General features: G+C 74.8%; 10 protein-coding genes. 7 read left to right on the top strand and 3 right to left on the bottom strand.

Translation table 11 applies throughout. The annotated features are described in order from the left end of the window. Window position 1: 1 nt before the first annotated feature. The 5 genes from PATMI_RS0112660 (at window position 2) to PATMI_RS0112640 (ending at window position 8434) form a co-directional block, all read left to right on the top strand. A complete protein-coding gene (locus PATMI_RS0112660; RefSeq protein WP_026911160.1) occupies window positions 2-934 on the top strand; it encodes an amino acid--[acyl-carrier-protein] ligase in 933 nt (310 codons plus the stop codon). Then, window positions 931-1902 (top strand): DUF1839 family protein, encoded by a 972-nt coding sequence (locus PATMI_RS29710; RefSeq protein WP_036725780.1) that lies wholly within the window; start codon window positions 931-933, stop codon window positions 1900-1902. Before PATMI_RS0112660 ends, PATMI_RS29710 begins: the two co-directional genes overlap by 4 nt. Continuing rightward, on the top strand, window positions 1895-4501 hold the full coding sequence (locus tag PATMI_RS29705; protein ID WP_051471518.1) for a glycoside hydrolase family 2 protein: 2607 nt from the start codon (window positions 1895-1897) through the stop codon (window positions 4499-4501). Before PATMI_RS29710 ends, PATMI_RS29705 begins: the two co-directional genes overlap by 8 nt. Further along, window positions 4498-6279: an alpha/beta hydrolase gene (locus PATMI_RS0112645; protein WP_026911159.1), complete on the top strand. Its 1782-nt coding sequence runs from the start codon at window positions 4498-4500 to the stop codon at window positions 6277-6279. Before PATMI_RS29705 ends, PATMI_RS0112645 begins: the two co-directional genes overlap by 4 nt. 409 nt (window positions 6280-6688) lie before the next feature. Next, the gene (locus PATMI_RS0112640) at window positions 6689-8434 is read left to right on the top strand and encodes a hypothetical protein (RefSeq protein ID WP_026911158.1); all 1746 of its coding nucleotides are present in this window, start codon (window positions 6689-6691) and stop codon (window positions 8432-8434) included. Window positions 8435-8455: 21 nt separating this feature from the next. Here PATMI_RS0112640 and PATMI_RS29700 read toward each other — a convergent pair whose 3' ends face one another. Next, window positions 8456-9742, bottom strand: coding sequence for a glycosyltransferase (locus PATMI_RS29700; RefSeq protein ID WP_051471516.1), 1287 nt, complete (start codon window positions 9740-9742; stop codon window positions 8456-8458). A gap of 38 nt (window positions 9743-9780) precedes the next feature. Further along, window positions 9781-10596, bottom strand: a complete 816-nt coding sequence (locus PATMI_RS0112630; RefSeq protein WP_026911157.1) for a class I SAM-dependent methyltransferase — start codon at window positions 10594-10596, stop codon at window positions 9781-9783. 164 nt (window positions 10597-10760) lie between these two features. On the opposite strand from PATMI_RS0112630, the gene PATMI_RS0112625 reads away from it, so the two are divergent. After that, window positions 10761-14327: a glycoside hydrolase domain-containing protein gene (locus PATMI_RS0112625; RefSeq protein WP_026911156.1), complete on the top strand. Its 3567-nt coding sequence runs from the start codon at window positions 10761-10763 to the stop codon at window positions 14325-14327. 310 nt (window positions 14328-14637) lie between these two features. Next, window positions 14638-15405: a collagen-like triple helix repeat-containing protein gene (locus PATMI_RS38525; RefSeq protein ID WP_026911155.1), complete on the top strand. Its 768-nt coding sequence runs from the start codon at window positions 14638-14640 to the stop codon at window positions 15403-15405. Window positions 15406-15594: 189 nt separating this feature from the next. Here the strand turns inward: PATMI_RS38525 and gdhA are convergent, their stop codons facing one another. Continuing rightward, a complete protein-coding gene (gdhA, locus tag PATMI_RS0112615) occupies window positions 15595-16953 on the bottom strand; it encodes an NADP-specific glutamate dehydrogenase (protein ID WP_036725777.1) in 1359 nt (452 codons plus the stop codon). Between the last annotated feature and the right edge of the window lie 149 nt (window positions 16954-17102).

Raw genomic sequence — 17102 nt, 5'->3', positions numbered from 1 at the left:
CATGCCCGAGTTCCGCCCCGGCACCCCCGACCAGGACGCCTACCTCGAGGAGCTGGTCGCCGCCGGCCTGCTGGTCCGCACCGGCGTCCACGGCGTCTACGGCCGCAGCGGCACGTTCGAGAAGGTCCGCAACGGGTTCGACGAGCTCGTCACGCGCACGGCGATCCCGGACGAGGCGGAGGCCCTGCGCTTCCCGCCGGTCCTCCCCCGGCACAACCTCGAGTCCACCGGCTACCTGAAGTCGTTCCCGCACCTGGCGGGCACCGTGTTCTCGTTCGAGGGCACCGAGGGCCAGGCCGCCCAGATGTTCGAGGCCGCCTCCAAGCACGAGGACTGGAGCGAGCACCAGCACCAGACCGACCTCGTCCTGATGCCGGCCGCCTGCTACCCGGTCTACCCCGCGGTCGCGGCCCGCGGCCCGCTCCCCGAGGGCGGCGTCACCGTCGACCCGGGCGGCGCGTACGTCTTCCGTCACGAGCCCTCCGGCGACCCGGCGCGGCTGCAGATGTTCCACATGCGCGAGCTCGTCCGCGTCGCGGAGCCCGAGACCGTCGCCACCTGGCGCGACGCGTGGCGCGACCGCGCGATCGACCTCCTCCGCGGCCTCGGCCTCGACGCGAACTTCGACGTCGCGACCGACCCGTTCTTCGGCCGCCGCGGCCGCATGATGGCCGCGTCGCAGAAGGAGCAGGAGCTGAAGTTCGAGATCCTCGTGCAGATCGCGGGCCCCGAGCCCACGGCCGTCGCGTCGTTCAACTACCACCAGGACCACTTCGCGTCCGTCTACGGCATCGAGACCTCGACCGGCGAGGTCGCGCACACCGCGTGCCTCGGCTTCGGTCACGAGCGCATCGTGCTGGCGCTGCTGAAGACCCACGGGCTCGACCCACAGGCGTGGCCGGAGGACGTCCGCGAGCAGCTCTGGCCCGCATGAGCACCGGTGGGCGGGCGGTCAGCCTCCTCGGGCTGGACCCGCAGACCTACGTCCCGCACACCTCGCACGACGAGACCCGCGCGTACCGCGAGACGAACTGCTGGACCGACGTCTACATCGAGCTCGTGCACGCGCGCGGGCTCGAGCCCCTCGCCGCGATGGGCTCCACGGTCCGCGGGGACTTCGAGGGCGACCAGTGGACGTTCTTCAAGCCGCGGTTCGACGAGATCGAGGCCCTGTACGGCATCGAGATCCACGAGATGCAGCAGTACCGGTCGCTCGAGGCCCAGCTCGAGGAGCAGCTGCGCCACGACCGCTCGGTGCTGGTCGAGCTGGACGCGTGGTTCCTGCCGGACACCGCCGGGCTCAGCCACGGCACCCAGCACGTGAAGACGACCGTCGGCGTCGAGGCGATCGACCCGGACGCCGAGACGCTGCGGTACTTCCACAACGCCGGGTACTTCGAGCTCTCCGGCGCGGACTACCGCGGGGCGCTCAGGACCGGCGAGGAGTGGGGCCCCGAGACCCTGCCGCCCTACACCGAGCTCGTGCGCTTCGACGCCGGCCCCGCGCTGCAGGGCGACGAGCTCCGGGACGCCGCGCGCCGCTACACGCACCACCACCTGCAGCGGCTGCCCGCGGGCAACCCGTTCACCCGGTTCTCCGCCGCGCTGGGCGCGTCGATGGACGACCTGGCGGCCGCCGACCCGACGACCCGCGCCGACTACGTCTTCGCGACCGTGCGCATGATCGGATCGACGTTCGAGCTGCTCGGGAGCCACCTCGAGTGGCTCGACGCCGACGGGAGCACCGCCGCGCGCGAGCCCCTCGCCGCCCTCGTGGAGGACAGCAAGCTCCTGTCGTTCCGGATCGCCCGCCGCCGCGCGTTCGACCACGAGCCGATCGTCGACCGGATGGCGGCCTCGTGGGACGAGGCGATGACGCGCCTGCAGGCAGGACGTGCCTGACGGCGACCCCGAGCCGGCCGGCACGGCCGTCGGCCCGGTCCCGGCCGACGGCGACCCGCTCGCCGACGGCTGGTCGGTCGCGTCGTGCGCCCCCGGCGCCCACGAGGACCCGACGACGATCGACGCCCTCGACTGGGTGCCGGCCGCCGTCCCCGGCACCGCCGCGTCCGCGCTGATCGCCGCCGGACGCCTCGCGCCCGGCGAGACGCTGGACACCGACGCCCACGACTGGTGGTACCGGACGACGTTCCCGTGGGGGCCCGAGGACGGCGAGGAGGCGCAGCTCGAGCTCGACGGTCTGGCGACCGTCGCCGACGTCTTCCTCAACGGCGAGCAGGTCGCGTCGAGCACGTCGATGTTCGTCGGGGCGACGGCCTTCGTCACCGACGCGGTGCGGCCGGAGAACGAGCTGGCGATCCGGTTCCGCTCGCTGCTGCCGATCCTGAAGCAGCGCCGGAAGCCGCGGGCCCGGTGGCGGACCCGCGTGGCGAAGGACGGCAACCTGCGCTGGATCCGCACGACGCTCCAGGGCCGCGCGCCCGGGTTCTCGGCGGTCCCCGCCCCCGTCGGCCCGTGGCGGCCCGTGCGGCTGGTGCGGGCGGACCGCGGGGGGTTCGCCGGGGTCTCGCTGTCGCCGTCGGTCGACGGGGACGACGGCGTGGTCGAGCTCCACGCCGCGTTCCGCGCGGGTGCCGGCAGGTCCGCCGCGTCCGCGGAGGCCGTGCTCACGGGGCCCTCGGGGATCCACCGCGCGCACCTGGACCTCGAGGGGGACGAGCCGCTCCTGCTGGTGCACGGCGGCCTGCGCGTGCCGGACGTCGCCCGCTGGTGGCCGCACACCCACGGCGAGCCCGTCCTGCACGACGTGGCGATCGCGGTCACCCTGGACGACGGGTCGGTCGTGCGCTCGCCCGTCCACCGCACGGGCTTCCGCGCGCTCGCGCCCGGCGCCGCACCCGGGCACGACGTCACGGTCGACGGCCTCGACCTCCACGTCAACGGCGTCCCGGTCTTCGCCCGCGGCGCGGTCTGGACGAGCGCGGACCCCGTCGGTCTCGCCCCCACGGACGACGAGCTCCGCGCGCAGCTGGAGCTCGTCCGCGACGCCGGGATGAACCTCCTCCGCATCGCGGGCATCGGGGTCTACGAGTCCGAGCGCTTCCACGAGCTCTGCGACGAGCTCGGGATCATGGTCTGGCAGGACCTGGCGCTCGCGAACATGGACTACCCGGTCGTCGACGACGACTTCCGCGCCGCGCTGGAGGCCGAGCTCGCGCAGCTGCTCGGCCGCATGGGCACGCGCCCGAGCACCGTCGTCGTCTGCGGCGACAGCGAGATCGAGCAGCAGGTCGCGATGCTCGGCCTGGACCCGGAGCTCGCGCGCGGCCCGATCCCCGGCGAGCTGCTGCCCGCCGCCCTGGAGGCCGCGTCGTCGGACGCGATCCTCGTGCCGTCGAGCCCGTGCGGCGACCCGCCGATCCGGCCCGACGTCGGGATCACCCACTACTACGGGGTCGGGGGCTACCGCCGGCCGCTGCAGGACGCCCGGCGCGCCGACGTCCGCTTCGCCTCCGAGTCCCTCGCGTTCGCCAACGTCCCCGACGACGAGGCCCTGCACGACCTGCTGCCCGGAGCGCCGGGCGACCTCGTCGTCCACCACCCGCGCTGGAAGGCCGGCGTCCCCCGCGACGCCGGGGCCGGCTGGGACTTCGAGGACGTCCGCGACCACTACCTGCGCGACCTCTACGCCGTGGACCCCGGCGAGCTGCGCCGCACCGACCACGAGCGCTACCTCGAGCTCTCCCGGACCGTCACCGGCGAGGTGATGGCCGCGACGTTCGGCGAGTGGCGCCGGGCGGCGTCCCGGTGCGGCGGCGGCCTCGTGCTCTGGTGGCGCGACCTCGTCCCCGGCGCCGGGTGGGGCCTCGTCGACCACCGCGGCGCCCCGAAGGTCGCCCTGCACCACCTGCGCCGGGCGCTCGCGCCGGTCGCGGTGTGGACGACCGACGAGGGCCTCGGCGGCATCGCGCTGCACGCCGCCAACGACACCCGGGAGCCGCTCCCCGTCGTCCTCCGCGTCCAGCTGTTCCGGGACGGCGAGCAGCCCGTGGCGTCCGGGGACGAGGAGCTCGTCCTCGCGCCGGGCGCGACGGTGGAGCGCCGCGTCGAGGAGCTCGTGGGCCGGTTCGTCGACAGCGCCTGGGCCTACCGCTTCGGCCCCGCGCCGCACGACCTGGTCGTCGCCACGCTCGAGGAGCCCGGCGGGCACCCGCTCTCCCAGGCCGTCGCGTTCCCGGCCGGCCGGCCGCTGACCCGTCGCAGCGCGGCGTCCATCGGCCTGACCGGCACCCTCGGGACCGACGCCGACGGGCGTCCCGAGGTCGTGCTGAAGACCCGGGCGCTCGCCGACGGCGTCCGCGTCTCCGCCCCCGGCTGGACCCCGGAGGACGACGCGTTCGCGATCGCCCCCGGGTCGTCGCGCCGGATCGCCCTGCGCCCCCGGTCGGCCGACGCCCCGCCCCCGACCTCGGTGCTGGTCCGGGCGCTGAACGTCACGGATACGCTCGCAGTCCGTCCCGCGACACCCCCAGGCCCTTGAACCACACGCCGCTCCTCACCTCCACCACCGACCCCCGGGTCAGCGACCGCGTCGTCTACGTCCCGGCCGACCCGTTCGACGTGTACGCGCTCCTGTCGGAGCCCCGGGACGACGTCGCCGCACGGGAGCCGATCCTGCTGATCGGCCCCTGGGGCTGGGAGGACATCAGCGCCCACCGACCGCTCCGCACCTGGGCGCACCACCTCGCGCGGCGCGGACACCCCGTGCTCCGCATCGACCTGCCGGGCTCCGGCGACAGCGCGGGCGACCCGAAGCACCCGGACCTCGTCGGCGCGTGGCGCGCGGGGATCCTCGCCGCCGCCACCGCGCTGGCGACGTCGCAGGGGGCGCCGGAGGTGCGGGTGATCGCCCTCGGGCTCCCGGGCCTCGTCGTCGTCGACGGGCTGCGGCACGACGACGCCTCCGCGATCGGTGACGTCGCGCTCTGGGGCGTCGCGTCGAGGGGACGCACCGTCATCCGGCAGCTCCAGGCGTTCGCGCAGCTCGAGCGCAGCACCGCCGCGATCGACGAGCACGGCGAGCAGATCGACGACGTCGAGGTCGCCGACTCCCGCCTGGCGCCCGGCGGCTACCTGCTCACCGACGAGACCCAGGCGGGACTCCGGGCCACCGACGCGACGACCGTCCCCGCCGAGGTCCTCGCCGGACGCCGCGTGCTGCTGCTCGAGCGCGACGGCATGGCCGTGGACGCCAAGCTCCGCGCGCACCTCGAGGCCTCCGGCGCGACGGTCTCGACCGCCCACGGCGACGGGTACGGCCGGATGGTCGAGCACCCGCAGACGTCGACCCTCCCCGCCGCGGTCGTGACGACGGTCGACGGCTGGCTCGACGAGGTCGCCGCCGCTCCAGCCACCACGCCGGGCGGACCGCTCGGCGCCGACACGCTCGACCTCGACGGGGTGCGCGAGTCGCCGCTCCGGGTCGCGGACGGCGGTCCCGGCGTGTTCGGCATCGTCTCCGAGCCCGACGGCCCCCGGTCGCACGAGCTGACCGTGGTCTTCCTGAACGCCGGAGGACAGCGCCACGTCGGCCCCAACCGCATGTGGGTCGAGGCCGCACGTCGCTGGGCGGCGGGCGGCGTCCCGTCCGTCCGGATCGACGTCGGCAGTCTCGGTGACGCACCCGGACCGGACCTCGTCGCGCACACGGGCGAGGAGCTCCACAACCCGACGGTGGTCGCCCAGGTCCGCGCCGCGCTCGACCTCGTGGTGGCCCGGGGCCTGCCGTCCACCTTCATGATCGTGGGCCTCTGCTCCGGCGCGTGGATGGGGTTCAACGCCGCGCTCGGGGACCCCCGGGTCCGGTCGACCGTCCTGATCAACGCCCGTGCCCTCGTCTGGAGCTCGGCCCTCGGGGACGTCCGGGACGCCCGCGTCGGCAAGCGGATCGTCAAGCGGTCCCAGTGGAAGCGCGTCCTGCGGGGCGACATCGAGCGGGAACGGATCATCGAGATCCTCAAGGCGATCGCGAACTACCCCGTCGGGGCGGTGAAGTCCCTGAAGATCCGCCGCCAGGTCACCGCGGCGCTGCAGCGCCAGTCCGACGCGGGCGTCCTCGTCTCGCTGATCTTCACCGGCAACGAGCCGCTCCGGGGAGAGCTCGAGCGCGACGGGGCACTCGACCTCGTCCGCGAGCGCCCGGGCCTCCAGGTCGTCGAGCTCGCGGGCCGCGACCACTCCCTGCGGCCCATGTCCGAGCAGCAGCTGGGGCACGAGCTCCTCGACGCGGACCTGCGCCGCGTCCTCGCAGCCGACTGACCCGCGGGCCGGGTGCCGGGTGGGGCCGCGGCCGGGCGGCCTGGACCCGAGGTGCCCGCGGGGCCGTCCGGACCGGCGGGCCGGGTCGCCCGCGATCGAGACGGAGCACCCCCGATGCGGCGTCCGGCCTCCGTCCAGAGCCACTGGACGGCACCTCACCCGGGGCCGCCGTCCGGCGCAGGCCCGAGACGCGACGTCCACTCCCCGGGACCACGTCTCGACGGCACGGATCGGCGTCGCTCACGGGCGATCGGTCCCGCCGGACCGGAGCGGCCCGCCCTCGGCGGGAACAGTCGTTGGTGTCATTTCGGCATCAACCGTCCATCGACCGTCCATCAGCCGGATCGACGAACGTCCGAAATTGTGCGGGACCGGTCCCAGAATCGCGGCGTCGCCCGAAGAAGAGGACATGGCCGCCGCACCGACGACCCACCGCCGCACCGTCCCGGCCCGCATCTCCCGCCCGCTGCGGGTCGCAGCGCTGGTGGCCGCCACCGCGCTCTCGGGGCTCGGCGCGACGTCGTCGGCGCAGGCCGAGGTCATCCGGCCGAACTGCGCCCCGGCCGGCGGGCTCTACAGCGCGTCAGCCCACCCCGGCGCGTGCTGGCGCCCGTTCGCCGCCACCAGCCCCTTCAACCGCCGCATGCTGCCGAACGACCCGCGGGTCCTGCCGAACTCGGCGGCGATCGTCGACCGGCTCAACGCGATGGCGCCCGTCGGCGACATGAGCTTCGGCACCGGCGACACCGGGACCGGCTACGGCGAGAAGGCGATCTACTTCGCCCGCCCGACCGATCCGACCGTGAAGGTCAAGCTGCTCGAGGACAACCGCAACGGCGGCACCTGGGGCTCGAGCGAGCTCAACGGCATGACGATCCGGGTCCCGGACGGCGCGGCGCCCAGCCAGGGCGTCGACAAGCACCTGATCGTGATCGACCAGGAGTCCGGCTGGAACTACGAGTTCTGGGAGGTCAAGGTCACCACCGTGAAGGGCGGCACCACGCTGACCGCGACCTGGGGCGGACGCACCCGCATCGACGGCAACGGCGAGACGGTCGGCTCCGGCACCGCCAGCGCGTCGGGCCTCTCCGTCATGGGCGGCATCGTCCGGCCCGAGGAGCTGCTCGACGGCGACATCCCCCACGCGCTGTTCATGGCCGTCCCGTGCACCGACGGCAAGTCGGTCGCGCCGTCGCTGCGTCCCGAGAACGACCCGGAGAGCGCCTGCGCGAAGCTCGGCCTGTCGAACACGAACGCCCCCTCGCTCGGCGCCCGGTTCCAGCTCGGCTACAGCGACGAGCAGATCGCGGCGCTGAAGGTCCCGGCGCACGACAAGGTGATCCTCCGGGCCATGGCGCACTACGGCCTGATCGTCATGGACCTCTCCGGCGGCAAGGAGTGGGGCATCGGGAACGAGGCGTCGCTCGACCGCCTGTCGCTCGGCCAGAAGGATCCGGGCGTCGAGTTCGGGAAGAAGTCCGGCCTCCCGACCTGGGACGGCGGGAAGCAGTACCTCTGGGCGCTCCGCAACACGCCCGGCATCGACGGCAAGGCCGGCAGCTGGGTCAAGGCCCTGCGCGTCCTGAAGCCCTGCGTCAACGACGGCTCCTGCGCCCCGCCGACCGCGGTCCCGACGGCGCTGGACCCGCTCTGGCCCGCCGGCGGCGACGCCAGCAACACGGCCACGACCCCGGCGCCCTCCGGGTCGGGCTCGACCGGCTCCTCGACGGTGTCGGCCTCCGCGACGGTCACCGCGTCCGTGACGATCACGGCGCCCGCCCCGACCGCCACCACGCCCGGCGGGACCACGACGGTGACGCCCGCCGTCTCCGCCACGGTGGTCCCCGGCGTGACGGTCTCGATCCCGGCGGTCACGGTCCCGTCGGCGGGCGGCTCGGGCTCCACGCCCGCGCCGGCGACCATCACCGCGACCGCCACCGCGACCGCCACCGCCACGGCCCCCGTGAAGGTGCCGGCCTCCGGCAAGCACCCGAAGACGAAGAAGCCGACGAAGAAGGCCCTGAAGCAGGCCAGGGCCAAGGCCCGCGCGAAGGCGAAGGCGAAGGCGCGCGACAAGGCGAAGGCCAAGGCCAAGGCGCTGGCCCGCAGCAAGGCCCTCACCCGCGCCCAGTCGCTGCACGAGCAGGGTCGCTGAGGGGCGGGCCCTCCGGGCCCGCTACCGCCGCGCGGCGTCCCCCGCCAGCGCCGACTCGCGGAACCACCCGACGAGGCGGGGCGACACGCGGCGGACGTCGTGCCACTCCTCGACGTGGGCCCGCGCCGCGCGCTGCAGCGCCCGCGGGTCCGGGTGCCCCAGCAGGCGGGCGAGGGCGTCGGCCAGGCCGGTGACGTCGCCCGGGTCGGCGAGGAACCCCGTCTCGTTCTCCCGGACGAGGTCCGGGACGCCGGTGACGCGGCTGGCGACCATCGTCACCCCGGAGGCCGCGGCCTCGACCAGCGTCGTCGGCAGCCCCTCGGTGTGGCCGTCCGCCTCGACGATCGACGGCTGCACCAGCACGTGGGCCTGGCCCAGGCGCTCGAGGACCTGCTCCTGGGTGCGTCCGCCGGAGAACACCACCTGGTCCTGCACGCCGAGCTCCGCGACCTCGCGCTCGAGCTCCTCCTGCAGGACGCCGGCCCCGACGACGTCGACGCGCAGGCGGGCCAGCCGCGGGTCCTCGGCGAGCGCGCGGAACAGGAACCGGTGGCCCTTGTACGGCCGCAGGCTGGACACGAACAGCACGTCGACCGGGCCCTCGCGCGGGATCTCGCGTTCGCGGAACGCGTAGCGCTGGAGGTCCAGGCCGAGCGGCGAGAGCCGCGTGTGGCCCGTCGCGGCGCCGAAGTGCGCGAGGAACATCTGGTGGTAGCGGGAGATCGCGATCACGAACGACGCGGCGCGGAGCTTCGTCCGGAGTCCCGCCTGGTGCTGGAAGACGTCGTGCGCGTGCGCGGTGGTGCTGAACGGGACGCCCGTGAGGCGCTGCACGGCCCAGGCCGCCAGTGCGGGCAGCGACGCGAAGTGCGCGTGGACGTGCTGGATGCCCCGCCGCTCCACGTGGTCCGCGTGCGCGAACGCCAGCGCGGTGGTGGTGACCGCCTTCGCGATCGTCGCCGGCCCCTCGCCGCGGTGGTCGAGCAGCATCCGCCCCCAGATCCCGAGGGTCCGGACCGGTCGCCGGACGAGCCAGCGCAGGGTGCTCCGCACCGCGTCCGGGATGCTCGGGCGATACAGCCGAGGGACCCACGGCACGGCGTCCTCGTGCACCGTCCTGTCGGGCGTCGGGAACAGCGACATCGGGACGATCTCGACGCCCGGCTCGGCCTCCACGCCCTGCATCTCGCGCAGGATGAAGGTCTCCGTCAGCGTCGGGAACCGCGACATCAGGTAGCCGACCCGCACGGGCGCATCGGCCGGTGCGGCCCCGGTGACGTCGGTGACCCCGGGTGCGACGCGCTCCATCGCACGCAGCATAGGGACCGCCCCGGGTGCGGCCCGGCTCAGCCGCGCGCGAGGACGTTGAACGTGAGCGCGTCGAGGTCGTCGCGATCGCGGAACTGCGGATCCAGCGCCGGACGGACCCGCCGGAGGTACTCGTCCGACGTCCGGTACTCGACGTCGATCGACACGTCGTGGAACCCGGCGGCACGGGCGGCGTCCGCGAAGTCCCCGGCCCGCAGGCGGTTCGGCCGGCCGGGGAACCGGGCGATCCGGTCGTACGTGGCGTCGGAGTAGCGCAGCATGTTCAGCGGGTCGCGAGGACGGAGGCCGCCCGCGTGCGAGATCCCGTCGACCTGGTGGACGAAGACGCAGCCGGGGGCGGCCACGCGCTTGAGCGACCGGAACAGGTGCGGGATCTCCGGGATGTGCTCGAGGGTCGCGTGGCTGACGATGACGTCGAACTGCTCGTCGACCTCGGGGAGCTCCGGGAACGTGCAGAGCCGGAACCGCAGGTCCTCGCGCGGGATCTCGCGGCCGTAGCGGGCGTCGAAGGCGGCGTACAGCGCGTCCGGGGCGTCCGCGCGGTTGTCGAACGCGTCGATCGCCAGGTACGACGCCGCACCGTGGTGCAGCATCACGGCGCCCGTCCCGAGGTCGAGCCCTGGACCGAGCTCCAGCACCCGCTTGCCCTCCGGGCCGATCCCGAGGCGCTCGTACCGCTCGACGACGGAGTGCGCGTACTCGACGCTCGGACCGATGTCGGACGACAGGATCGTGCGCGGCGTCGTGTACCCGTGCTGCTGCATCGAGGTTCGCGTCTGCAGGGCGTATCCCGTCCAGTAGAGGACGGCGTTGCGCACGGTCTCCAGGCTCATGGCCCCATGGTGACACGACTCGGCCCCGTGCCCCGGGCGTCGTCGTGCGACCGGCGCAGCGCCGGGTGCGCCCCACGGCCCGACCCCGTACGCTGCGGTCGGGTCGCCACCCGTGGCGCACCGGAACCGGCTGCACCTGAAGCCCACCCGCGCCGGTCACCACGATGAGCGACGACCCCACCGACGACCCCGACCGTCCCGCACCGCGCTCGCCGGCGGTCCGGCGCCCCCGGCGGCGTCGCGGACTCGCCGTCGTCGGGATCGTCGCCCTGCTCGCCGCCGCCGTCGCGGCCGTGCTGTCGCTCGGCGGCGACCGGAACGACGCTCCGGCCCCCCAGCGCCACGGCGTCCCGCGCGGGAACCTGACCGCGAACCCGTCGTTCGAGGCCGGGGTCCGTGGCTGGGGGTCGTTCCACGGTCGGCCGCTGCGGCGCGAGACCACGCAGCCCGACGCGCCCGACGGCCGCGCCGTCGTCCGCGTCGCGGTCGCGCCGGGGAACGAGGACTACACGCTCGACGACGAGCCCGCCAGCGTGCGCCGGACGAGCGGGGGACGGCGCTACACCGCCACCGCCGCGGTGAAGGCCGGAACCCGCAGCGCCCGTGGGAAGCCGCTCGAGCTCGTGATCCGCACGACCGGCGCCGACGGGGCCGGGACGACCTGCGCGCAGGCCCCCGTCGAGCTCACGGCGGCGTTCCGCACGGTCCGCGCGACCTGCGTCGCCCCGCGGTCGGGAGAGGCGCTGGACGTCTACCTGCGCCGCGGGACCGGCGTCACCCCGGGCGAGTCGTTCTACGCCGACGCCGTGACGCTCGTCGCCCCCGACCAGGCGCGGCTCCCCGCGACGTCCCTCACCGCCGACCCGTCGTTCGAGCGGGGCGTCGCCCCGTGGACCGGCTACCAGGGCACCGTCCGCCCGACGCCCCCGGCGGACGACCCGGACGCGGCCGCGGGCGCGCGCAGCGCGACGGTCGCCGTGACCGGATCGGCGACGCACTACTCCGTCCGGCAGGCTCCCGCGGCGCTCGACCGCAAGGTCGCCGGGGGTCGCCGGTACACCGCGACCGCGTGGGTGAAGGCCGGCCCCGGCACCGCGGGCGACCGCGTGCGGCTGGGGCTGCGCGAGACGTCCCCGGCGGGGACCCAGGTCCAGGAGCGGACCCGGGAGGTCGAGCTCCGGGACGACCGCTTCGTGCCGGTCACCGTCGACCTGGAGGGTACGCGGACCGGGAACTCCCTCGCCGTCTACGCCGGGCGGGCGGACGACGTGACGGCGGGAGAGGCCTTCCGCATCGACGCGTTCGCCGTCACCGCGGCCTCCCCCGGGACCCTGCGCCCCGGTGTCCCGGTCGAGAACCCCAGCTTCGAGCACGACGCGATCGGCTGGACCGGCCTGCGGGACGGCGCCCCCGCCCCGCGGCCCGTCGCCGTGATCGACGCCCCCGACGGGCGCCGCGCCGCGGAGATCGTCGCCGCCCACGGGAAGGGCCTCGGGATCGCCGACGCCGCCCCGACCGTGTCGTCGACCGCCGCCGGCCACACGTACACCGCGAGCGTCTGGGCACGGGCCCGCGCCGGCGCCGGGCCCGTTCCCCGCGAGGCCGTCCTCGTCGTGCGCGAGACCGCCCCCGACGGCGCCGGCGTCCGCACCCGGACGTCGGCGCCGGTGATGCTCGGCGACGACCGCTTCCGTCGTCTGGAGGTCGCGATCGAGCCGCTGCGCCCGGGCGACCGGCTCCGGGTGTCGCTGGAGCGTCGCGGGCCGGTCCGCGCGGGCGAGCGGCTCCTCGCCGACGCGTTCGCGGTGGAGGACCGCTCCGTCGCCGCCGTCCACGGCTCGGCGACGACGATCCGGCCCGACGAGCCGCTGCCCGCCGGCGGCCGTCCCGACGCCCGCGTCGCGGCCGCGCGGAACGAGTCCGCGTCGTTCCAGGTGGCGCTGCGCACCGCGAGCACGCCCCGACCGGCGATCCGGGCCGCGATGACCGACGGTCTCCGCGGACCGGACGGCGCGGTGATCCCGGCGTCGGAGATCGACCTCTCCCGGGAGGCGTCCTACGACGTGCGCCGGGTGACCGACGGCGAGGGCGCCGTCGGCCGCTGGCCCGACCAGCTGATCCCCGACCGCGACCCGCTGCTCGGCGGTGACGGCGGTGCCTTCCCGTTCGACCTCGCGACCGACGACGCCGCCGCGATCTGGGTCGACGTGAACGTGCCGAAGGGCGCCCGTCCCGGGGTCTACACGGGCACGCTCCGGGTCACGTCCGGGACCGGCCCGAGCCCGGCGCCGCTCGTCGACGTGCCGATCCGGCTCGTCGTCCGGCCGTTCACGCTGCCGTCGACGTCGTCGCTGCGCAGCCTGTTCCCGGTCAACGTCCGCGACGTCTGCGCCCCCGGGCGTGCCCCGGGCACCCAGGGCGCCGCGGCCGACGGGGGCGCGGGCGGGTTCGCGGACATCCGGGATCCGCGGACCGGCGACTGCGACCCGACGAACGAGCGGTCGTGGCGGGTGTTCGCGCGCTTCGCCCAGCTCGGGCTGCGCGACCGCATCTCGATCGGCACGGCGTTCCCGATCCCGAACGAGAACGCCCCGTCGCCGAAGGCGTCCGTCGGGGGCGTCGGCACCCAGGTCGACGCGTTCCGCAAGCACGTCGGCCCGCTCCTGGACGGCACCGCCGACCAGGGGACCCTGCCGGGCGCCCGGCTGACGTCGCTCAGCACCTGGTGGGGGTGCGTCCGTGACCGGCCCGACTGCCTGCGGGAGTGGCGGTCGGTGCTCGAGGACCCGGACGACGACCTGCGGGACGCCGTCCCGCTGTTCCTGCCGTGGATCTGCGACGAGCCGTTCTACGACGACGGGTACCACCAGACGCCGTGGCTGTTCCAGGGCGGGAAGCCGCTGCTCCGCGGCGCGGCGGAGCCGGGCGCGCCCACGTCGTGCGCGTACCTGCGGAAGGTCGCCCGCGACCAGTGGCCCGAGGCCCCGGTGAAGATCACCACCGACATCGACGACCCGGGCCTCTACGACCTGCAGAAGCGGGACACCACGACGCCCACGCCGGTCCCCGACACCGCGCCGTCCACGAAGGCGGTCGACGTGCTCGACGCCGACGTCCGCGACTACGTGTCCAAGCGGCGCGGCGACGCCAAGGCCGCGAAGTTCGCCGCCTTCGGCCGGCAGCGGGGCGCGGAGAACTGGGCGTACCTGGCGTGCGGCAGCGGCGGGTGCGACCCGAACGCGGAGGACGGCGACCCGGAGATCGTCTCCCCCGAGCACGACGGGTGGCCGTCGTACTCGATCGACCAGCCGGCGTCGCAGGCCTCGGCGATGGGCTGGATGGCCTTCATGTACGGCTTCACCGGCGAGAGCTACTTCGACGTCGCGGCCGGCTTCAACGAAGGGCCGCACTTCCAGTTCGGCATCGACGTGTACGGCACCAACGGCGACGGGCAGCTCTTCTACCCCGGGCAGGTCCGCATGCCGGACGGCTCGACGGAGGACATGCCGTTCGAGTCGATCCGGCTGAAGCGCATCCGCGAGGGCCGCGAGGACTACGAGTACCTGCACCTCCTCGACGAGTGCGGCCGCCGGCCCGAGGCGATGGCCGTCGCCCAGGGGCTCTTCGGGGACCTCGACCACGCGATGTTCCAGACGACCGTGTCGCAGGACCGCCTCGACCGCGCACGCCAGGCACTGGCGGACCTGATCGTGAGGTACCGCTGCGGGTGACAGGCCGGATGGCTGGAGGGCCGGAAGGCCGGAAGGCCGGAAGGCCGGAAGGCCGGAAGGCCGGAGCCCGAACGTGCACGCGACCACGGGCGACGACGCCATAACGTGACCACCTGACCTCGACCACGGGTCGAGGTTCCGTGTGTTCTGCGCCTGTCCGCCTGAAGGCGCACCGCGGCGGCGGCCGGCGCAGGCGCGATCGTCGGGATCCGGTCGCCTGGGTGTGCGGACCCCGAATGCGTCGCCCGTGCGCGTCCCGATTCGGTCTCACGCCCTGTCCGTCCTGGCGCGCACGCCATAGCCTGGCGCGATGCCGCTCCTGCGCCGCCACCTCACGTTCGCCAACGTCTGCTCGGGACTGGCGCTGTTCCTCGTCCTGGGCACGGGGAGCGCCTGGGCGGCGTCGAAGCTCATCACCGGGGCGCAGGTGAAGAACGGGTCGCTCACGAGCGCGGACGTCAAGAACGGGTCGCTGCTGCGGAAGGACTTCAAGGCGTCGGAGCTGCAGGCGCTCGCCGGTCGCCCCGGGGCGACCGGTCCGGCAGGCGCCACGGGCGCTCCCGGACGGGACGGTGCCGCCGGCGTCGGGGTCCAGGGGCCGGCAGGGCCGGCAGGGCCGACCGGGCCGGCGGGGCCGACCGGCCAGACCGGTGAGCGGGGTCCCGCCGGCCCGGCGGCCACCGCGGCGGCCCGCAGCGGCAGCTTCCGGACCGTCCCCACGGCGGCCACGACCATGGCCAGCACGAGCCCGTCGCGGTTCGGCCTGCCGACCGGCACCACGTCGATCGGCTCGCTGCCGATGCAGGCGGGGAGCCTCATGAAGATCGACCTCGTCGTGGAGAAGCAGAGCGGTGCCTCGTCCCTCTCCTGCCGGGGCTCCGCCTCCGTCCTCGGATCCAGCGGCTCCGTCGACCTGAACCCCGAGATCACCCTGACCGGCAGCGAGGAGTACGCCACGAACACCTACACGCGGGTCATCAGCACCGCGAACGCGCAGGAGGTGTTCGTCACCTGCACGTCGCCCAACGCGGCGGTCGGACGGGTCACGGTCTTCGTGCAGGGCTTCAACCCGGGCTGATCGGCCGTGGCGGGGTGGGCGGGGTCCGAGCGGCCCGGCCGAAGGGCGATCGGGGTCCTAGCGGCCCGGCCGAAGGGCGATCGGGGCCGAGCGGGTCCGGGACGGGGTGATCGAGGTCGAGCGGCCCGGGCCGGGGCGGTCGGGGTCCGCGGCCGGGCCCACCGGCGGCCGGTCCCGACGTCCCGCGCCTCAGACCACGCCCTGCGCGAGCATCGCGTCGGCGACGCGCAGGAAGCCCGCGATGTTCGCACCGGCAACGTAGTCGCCCTCGTGGTCGTGCTCCGCGGCGGTGCGGCGGCAGGTCTCGTGGATCTGCTTCATCGTCGCCTGGAGGCGCTCGTCGGACTGCTCGAACGACCAGCCGTGCCGGGACGCGTTCTGCTCCATCTCGAACGCCGAGACCGCCACGCCACCGGCGTTGCTCGCCTTCCCCGGCGCGTAGGCCACCTCGTCGGCCCCTTGGAAGACGGCGATCGCGTCGTCGGTGCAGGGCATGTTCGCGCCCTCGGCGACGACCTTCACGCCGTGCTTGACGAGCTTCTTCGCGTCCTTGGCGTCCAGCTCGTTCTGGGTCGCGCACGGCAGGGCGATCTCGCAGGGGATGTCCCACGGGGTCGCGTCCTCCTTCAGCGCGACGTCGCCCCCGCGCCGCTCGGCGTAGTCGGCCAGCGACCCACGCTCGTCGAGCTTGACGGTCTTCAGGAGCTCGAGGTCGATGCCGGCGGGATCGTGGATCGCGCCGGAGCTGTCGGAGCAGCCGATGACGTTCGCGCCGAGGCGCTGCGCCTGCTCGATCGCGAAGATCGACACGTTGCCCGCACCGGAGACGACGACCGTCCGTCCCTCGAGGTCCTCGTAGCGCGCGGACAGCATCTCGCGCACGAAGTAGACGAGCCCGTAGCCGGTGGCCTCGGTCCGGACCTCGGCGCCGCCCCAGCCCGTGCCCTTCCCGGTCAGCGCACCGGCGCCGTAGGTGCCGGTGATGCGCTTGTACTGGCCGAAGAGGAAGCCGATCTCGCGGGCGGCGACGCCGGCGTCGCCGGCCGGGACGTCCTGGTCCGGCCCGATGTGGCGGTAGAGCTCGGTCATCAGCGACTGGCAGAAGCGCATCACCTCATCGTCGGAGCGGCCCTTCGGGTCGAAGTCCGCACCGCCCTTGCCGCCGCCGATCGCCAGGCCCGTCAGGGCGTTCTTGAAGACCTGCTCGAAGCCGAGGAACTTGATCGTCCCGAGCGTGACCGCCGGATGGAACCGCGTGCCGCCCTTGTACGGCCCGAGCGCCGAGTTGAACCCGACCCGCATCGCCCGCTGGACGTGCACGTCGCCGTCGTCGTCGACCCACGGGACCCGGAAGATGATCTGTCGCTCGGGCTCCACGAGCCGCTCGAGGATCCGAGCCCGCGCGTACTCGGGGTGCGCCTCGAGCACCGGGCCGAGCGGCCGAAGCACGTCGCGGACGGCCTGGTGGAACTCCGGCTCACCGGGGTTCCGGGACTCCACGTCCTCGACCAGGGCGTCGAGGTCGGTACCGGGGGTCGTCGGGCTCATCGGGCTCCTCTCTCAGGGTGACGACGGCCGGATCCCCGGCCGCACGTCCTTCCCCCTACAACTACCCGGAGGGCGGGCGGGGAACCGGTGGGCGGGCGGCCGGGGCGAGGGCGAGGGGCGGGCGGCGCGAAGGGCGGGCGGCGGGCGGC

The sequence above is a fragment of the Patulibacter minatonensis DSM 18081 genome (assembly GCF_000519325.1).
In the GTDB taxonomy this organism is placed as follows: domain Bacteria; phylum Actinomycetota; class Thermoleophilia; order Solirubrobacterales; family Solirubrobacteraceae; genus Patulibacter; species Patulibacter minatonensis.
Note: the sequence above shows the minus strand (reverse complement) of the source record. Positions and strands in the feature narration are given on the sequence as shown.